At 52.7% G+C, this 6545-nt stretch carries 5 protein-coding genes; all 5 read right to left on the bottom strand.

Features of this window, described 5'->3' with window-relative positions:
- On the bottom strand, positions 1-1490 hold a 1490-nt coding region (locus tag NP589_RS17530; RefSeq protein ID WP_504137423.1), incomplete at its 3' end, for a CgeB family protein.
- A 25-nt stretch (positions 1491-1515) separates the two neighbouring features.
- The gene (locus NP589_RS17525) at positions 1516-2907 is read right to left on the bottom strand and encodes a radical SAM/SPASM domain-containing protein (RefSeq protein ID WP_256608130.1); all 1392 of its coding nucleotides are present in this window, start codon (positions 2905-2907) and stop codon (positions 1516-1518) included.
- A gap of 23 nt (positions 2908-2930) precedes the next feature.
- On the bottom strand, positions 2931-4004 hold the full coding sequence (locus NP589_RS17520) for an alpha-ketoacid dehydrogenase subunit beta (protein ID WP_256608129.1): 1074 nt from the start codon (positions 4002-4004) through the stop codon (positions 2931-2933).
- Entirely contained in the window at positions 3997-5016 is a 1020-nt protein-coding gene (locus NP589_RS17515; RefSeq protein WP_256608128.1) for a thiamine pyrophosphate-dependent dehydrogenase E1 component subunit alpha, read from the bottom strand. Before NP589_RS17515 ends, NP589_RS17520 begins: the two co-directional genes overlap by 8 nt.
- Positions 5017-5021: 5 nt before the next feature.
- Positions 5022-6542, bottom strand: coding sequence for a PfkB family carbohydrate kinase (locus tag NP589_RS17510; protein WP_256608127.1), 1521 nt, complete (start codon positions 6540-6542; stop codon positions 5022-5024).
- Positions 6543-6545: the final 3 nt, after the last annotated feature.

The following is a 6545-nucleotide window of genomic DNA, read 5'->3' as shown; positions in this document are numbered from 1 at the left end:
TCCGGCATCCTGCCTCCCGCGACACTGGCACATCCCTGTGCGGCGGTCGCTTCCGGCATCCTGCCTCCCGCGACACTGGCACGTCCCTGTGCGGCGGTCGCTTCCGGCATCCTGCCTCCCGCGACACTGGCACATCCCTGTGCGGCGCATAACCATTTCACGGCATGGTCGCGGATTACGTAATGCAGCAGCTTCCAGAATACAAACTCATAGCTTAAAGAACTAGCTGCGGCGATTTGAGTAACAGTCGCTTCGTCAAAGCGGCCGCCTTGCTCCATAACCGCGAGTAGTGAGGCCAACGCCAATTTATGCTGACTGTTTTCCGGATCAATCACCGGCAGATAGGAGCTGCCGACAAACACAATGTTGTCTGCCCGGGCGGTTTGGTGGTCGCCATGGAATATCTCATCGTCGATCACGAAATGTAGACGCTCTACTTTCGACGCCCCGCATTGCTCCAGATAGCGGTCGAACAGCGGCGAAATCGACAAATTGAAATCCCGATCTCGCCATTTTAACGGTTGCCGATTCTTCAGCTGCGGCATCAAATCTTGCCACCACACCAGATTGACGATGTCATCGTGCATGAAGCTATTGTTCAAACTGTTGACATAAAAACAGGCATGCGGATCGAAGCTGATATATTTTTCCAGCATATCCACCATATTGCTGCCTTCCATTTCATTGTCTTGAACATAAAGCAGCACATCCCAACCCAGATCTGCAAAAGCCTTGGCTACGCCCCGCGAGCTGTATTGCATGACCGTAGTCAAACGGCTGGTAGGAATGAATATCCTGGGCGGTTTATTGCCGACTAAGCGCGGTTTTAAGGTTTTGGCTTTGTTCAATAGCTGCTGAAGTAAGATCCGGCGCTGACGTTCGACCGCACTACGGACGGCGGCAATATCTTGTTTGAGCTCGGCTTTAACGTCCTCGTCCAACTCTTCCGGAATCTCTAAATTCTCCGGGAACCGCATGCGAGAACGAATAAAAAAATCTTGCAAATCCGGTAGTTCCAGATGGATCAGATTCTCAAAACCATGCGAGGGTAACTCGCCTCGGTAATAACAAACCTGCAAGCCATCGATAGTCGGATGATCGCAAGCCACCCGATTGCGCTGCTTTGCCGCATTCAGCGCCTGTAGCGGATCTATAAAATAGGTATCGAAATGTACGTAGTCCGGCACCCTATATTGACTGCGGTATTGCGAGACTTCCTCAATCACATCCGCCGGCATGTCATTGAATTTCACGGCGCCGTCTTGAGAAATCCCGATCAACTGCGGAATCGGGAGATGGTTGTGGGAAAAAAACTCGACAAACTTGTCAGCGGGCACCTGAATGAAGTTCGGCAAGACGATGTCGGTAAGTAAACCGTCGTAATAGCAATATTGCAGGCGCTCAACACCGTTGGCATCGCGCAGCCACTGTTGTTTGGCCGCCTCGGCGTAAGCATCCTGGATATCCAGAAAAAATATGTCTGCCAGCACCAAAGTCACCAGAAGCCCAAGTCAATCAAATGAAATTGATATGTTCCGGCGGATTTTTTAAATCCCATAGAAACTTGTTCACATAATCCTGCCGGCAGCCAATGGCGCAGTCTTTATGCACATCCACCGATTCGGCCACGTCTTTGTGCACCTGCCAGTAGCGTTCGCTGGTGGCTACCAAGTCGTAAAACGAATCGCTGTGCAGATCACCGATGTAAAAGCGCTCTTTGTTAAAAAACGGCCCGCAGGGATAGATTTTGCCGTTACCGGAAATCTGCAATAAAAACGGCGTGCCGAAACATTGGTCGTACTTTCGAAAGCCATCCTTGTAAAGATTGGTTTCGCCGGCTGCATTGATCTTGTTCCACTTGGCCTGAACCACGTAGTTCTCGTTGCTAAGCGCCTCAGCTTGTTTCAGGGTATCGCCGATTTTTAGGTATGCGTCGTAATCGATACCGATTTCCTTATATTCTGAATCCGAACAATGCTTGATCACAAAGTAATCAACACCCAATTCGGCGCCCAGTTTGGCCTCGGCTAATACTTCATCAAAGCATTCCGGGATTAACACCATTTGCAAGCCCAGCGTGCATTTGTAATTGTTTTCTTTCTTGATTTTCACCAGTTCACGGATCTTGTCGATCAACAAATGAAAATTAACTTCCTTGGATTGATGCACCCGGCGAAAACCCTCCGCTGTTCCCGCGGATAAATTGAAGCGGATATAGCTCATATTTTTCAGCAGATCGTGGGCCCGATCCATATCCAGCAATAAGCCATTGGTGGCCATCGCGGTATCGATGCCCAATTCCCCTGCCAAAACGGTGGCATCGTAGAGTGTGGGGTTTAAGGTCGGTTCGCCGTCGCCAATGAATCCCAGGGAGCGCACACCCAATCTGCCGCAGTCACGGACAAAGTTCAGCAAAGCATCCCGGCCTATCATGGTGCCCTTGGTCATGTTCTGTACCACCGCGTAGCAATACAAACAGGCGGTATTGCAAAACTTGGTCAGCCCCATATCGATATGCACCGGCGCAAAGCGGTCGCCGTTTTGCCAGGCCTGCACTCTGTCTAAATGGTGCATCATTTTGTGGCCGTCGAAGCGGAAGCGTTCTCTCTGCGTGCGGAAACTGGGGCCGGTGAACTGATTGGGAACATGCTGTTCATGTTCGCTGCCGGCTTCCAGACGAATGATGCCCTCCTGGTCGTCATGGGAAATACTCTGTAATTTCTGTCCGGGCAATTTGGCCAACTGGCTGGTATCGATCACCTGATAGTCATTTGATAACGCACTGCGATCCACGATGTTATTCGACGTACGTAATTTGTGTCCGGGCTGACTGAACATGGGCACATTTTCGGGTATATCCGTGACGGCGCTGTTGCCGAAGCGATTGGTTTGTTCTGTTTTAGCCATGGTTTGATGCTCTGTTAACTGCGTTAAAACGGGCCGACGAAGCTGCGGTCGGGCTGATCTTTAGGCAAATCGGACTGCAAAGCCCCGATTACCGACTCTGTCAATTCCGATCTATCCAACATATCCAACACTGCGGAGGCGATTTGCTCGGCCCCCGGGTAATAGTGATTGGCCACAAAATGCGAGGTCGGCACCGGATGGTTGGGATAAGCAATCAAGCGCGGCACTTGTTGCAAATGATGCCCATGGGTTAACACAAGCTTCGACAAAAGTTGATGACCGGTCGACGCCAATTCCGGCGCGCAATCGGCGATGACCAATTTACCTCCGGTTTTAGCCAACGATGCGGCAACACTTTCTACATCCAAAGGGCTGACGCAACGCATATCCAGTACCTCGGCATCGATACCATATGAAGCCAACACAGTGGCGGCTTTCAAGGCTTCAATACTCATGTGCGAAAAGGCTGCCAAGGTAATTTCCGTACCCTGCCTCAGCAATGCCGCACCAGACAACTCTGCCATCGGGCAATGTTTGTCGACCTCGCCCTGTATGTGGTGCAGCCAGCGGTGTTCAATAAACAGAACCGGATTGTTGTCGGCAATCGCCGCCAACATAAAGTGGTAGGCGTCGCCGGCGGTGGTCGGCATCACCACTTTCAAACCCGGCACTTGCGCGAACATAGCTTGCAGACTTTGCGAATGCTGCGGCCCCTGCCCCCAGCCGCGGCCGATGATCACCCGGATCACCAACGGTACTTGCTGCTGACCATCGAACATGTAATGCCACTTCGCGGCGTTATTGACCAATTGATCAACCGACAACAAGGCAAAATCGATACGCTGATGCACCAGCACCGGCCGCATGCCGGCCAGCGCCGCGCCAATGCAGATGCCGGTCATGCCGTTCTCGGCCAGAGGCATATCCAGCACCCGCTCCGCGCCGTACTTTTCTCGTAAGCCCTGAGTGGTACCAAAGATGGTTTTCGGGTCGGGCACCCCCTCACCTATTAACAGCATTTCCGGAAATTTGGCCAAGGCATCATCCAAGGCTGCGCGGATCGCCTCGCCGTAACTCATCATAACCACGTCACGCATACAGGTGCTGCCTCATGCTATCAATAGTCGGGCGGCTGCCTTGCAAGGCCCATGCAAATGCTTGCTCGATTTCCTCGGTCAATTGGGCATCCATCTGCACAAGTTCGGCGTCATTGCTTAATTGCAGTCCGAGTAACATCTGCCGGGTTTGCAGCAAGGGACAACGCAATTTCCACTCCGCCAGCTCGCCGGCGCTGCGATAGCCTAAGTCGTCATCTTCGTTGGGGCCGCAATGCTCAGGCCAGCGATGGGTATGCAATTCCAGAAATTGCGGACCTAAGCCATTCCGGGCGTTGGTCACTGCTGATTGCGCCAACTGAAAGACTTCATCGGCCCGATTTCCGTCGCCGCTAAACGTATTTAAACCGTGGGCGGCGGCAATTTTGTAAATATCACGTTTGGGCTGGCGTTCCGCCAACGGCGTCATCACCGAGTATTGGTTGTTCTCACAGATAAACAGTAATGGCAGTTGTTTCAGCACCGCAAAATTCAGGGTTTCATGCATCACCCCTTCCTCGAAACAACCGTCACCGAAGAAAATCACCACCACATTGGTCGCTTCCGGCATCCTGCCTCCCGCGACACTTGCACTTCCCTGTGCGGCGTCGGATTTTTTCATCTGCTCAGCCCAAGCGTATCCGGCGGCTAATGGTACGGTACCACCAACGATGGGCGTGGAGGCGACAAACCCGGCCTCCAAGTCGGTCAGATGCATGGATCCGCCCCGGCCACCGCAGCAGCCTTCGGCATAACCATACAACTCCGCCAATAGACGCGGCAGGTCGCCGCCTTTAGCTAAATAGTGGCCATGGCCGCGATGATTGCTGAACACCTTGTCTTGAGCCGTCAAATGCGCGCAAACACCCACCGCGATGGCCTCTTCGCCGATGCAAAGGTGAGTTGGGCAACGCATTTGCTGCTCGGCATAGCGCCGGGCAATCGCTTCCTCGGCGCGGCGGATGCGCAGCATTTGATAATACAGGTGCTTCAAGTCGGCGGGTGCAGGACTCATGACGGTCATTTCAACAAAGTAGTGATGTATTTGAATAGAGCCACGGCGCGCACCGGCTCGCGGTTACAGACAATCTGCACATCCAACGCAGCCGCCGCACTGCCGGCAAACAAGGCTTGCTCCGGCGACAACCCGCCCCCCAAACACAAACCCGCCACGGACAGAAAGGCATCACCAGCGCCGATCCGATCCACTACTTTGGATGACAAAGCGGGAATTTTGTACGCGGATTTGCTTGGATCTAGCATCAATGCGCCTTTAGTGCCTCGGGTGATGGCAATATGCCCGGCATGTAATTTATCCGCCAGCTGCGCCGCCAATTCCTCGATGACGCCTCCCCGATCATGCGTAGCCAAGCGTAACTCCGGCTCGTTAAGCGATAAAAAATCGGCTTTGGGATACCGGGTGATCAGGTGGTAACCACGGTTGCCACTGTTGACTTGCGCGTTGACGGCCAGAAATTTAGCCTTTGCTGATAACGCCGCCACCATTTCGCTGGAGATAAAGCCGTTGCCAAAATCCGGCACGATGACGACGTCGTAATCGTACAAATGCTTCTCCAGCCAAGCGACGATCTTACGGTTGGTTTCCGCTGGCAGAGGTGCATCATTGTAAAAATACACTTCAAATAACTTGGCGATGTCGGCATCGACGTAACGGCGTTTGACTATGGTCGGCCGATCCTGGCTGAAGAAGAACACCGGATCAATGCCGGGATTCAGATTAGTGCGAATAAAATCCTCGTGGCTTTTGGTTGCTCCCAGGCCGGACAACAAAGTCACATTGTGGGCAAATTCCGCAACGTGATTCGCCACGGCTATTGCGCCGCCGGCAAAACGTTCGTAGTCATTGTATTTCACCGAAAACACATTGCCCTTGCCGGTCTGGCCCAAAGGCGAGGTGTAATGGTATTCATCGACAATCGCCTCCCCAACCACCAATACATTCAAGCCACTCAAGGCTTTGAGCTTGTCGATAATTTCGTTGGCGCCGACCGTTTCCTTGAATTGATCCAGATATGCGGATATTTCCGGGGAAAACACCTCAAAATATTCGTTCAATAAGCGTGTCGAACTGGACGTTAATTCATCGGTAAAATAAATCTTGCCGCCGTGCCGCTCAACCGCGTCTTTCTCATGCTGGATATTGCCGGTCAGATCGTCGCTGGTGCTTTTGTAATCGCTGCCCTTCACATACAAATCCGGCTTGACCTGGTCCAATACTTCCACCGCTGTAATCGCATGATTGATCGCCACGCTATCCACGCAAGCCAGAGCCGCGATGTTTTCAGCGCGCAAATATTGGTTGAACACCGGCCGCCCTGGGCCTTTATTGACGTATTCGTCGGCGGTAACGCTGACCAGCAACGCATCAGCCTGCCGCGCGCCGCTTTGTAGATGACGGATGTGGCCGATGTGCAGTAAATCGAAGGTACCGTGGCATAAAGCCACGGTCTTACCTTGCGCTTTCAGTTCCGCTGCACGCTGCGCGAGTTGTTCGATAGAAACGATTTTTTCCGTGGACATAAG

Source organism: Methylomonas rosea (genome assembly GCF_024505055.1).
Taxonomy (GTDB): Bacteria; Pseudomonadota; Gammaproteobacteria; order Methylococcales; family Methylomonadaceae; genus Methylomonas; species Methylomonas rosea.
The sequence above is the reverse complement of the archived record's forward strand: the minus strand, read 5'-3'. Positions and strand labels throughout refer to the sequence as shown.

What these genes read in the sequence shown, in the direction of transcription:
- NP589_RS17525 (WP_256608130.1), bottom strand. Translation starts at nt 2,907, where the DNA reads ATGGCTAAAACAGAACAAACCAATCGCTTCGGCAACAGCGCCGTCACG.
- NP589_RS17520 (WP_256608129.1), bottom strand. Translation starts at nt 4,004, where the DNA reads ATGCGTGACGTGGTTATGATGAGTTACGGCGAGGCGATCCGCGCAGCC.
- NP589_RS17515 (WP_256608128.1), bottom strand. Translation starts at nt 5,016, where the DNA reads ATGAGTCCTGCACCCGCCGACTTGAAGCACCTGTATTATCAAATGCTG.
- NP589_RS17510 (WP_256608127.1), bottom strand. Translation starts at nt 6,542, where the DNA reads ATGTCCACGGAAAAAATCGTTTCTATCGAACAACTCGCGCAGCGTGCA.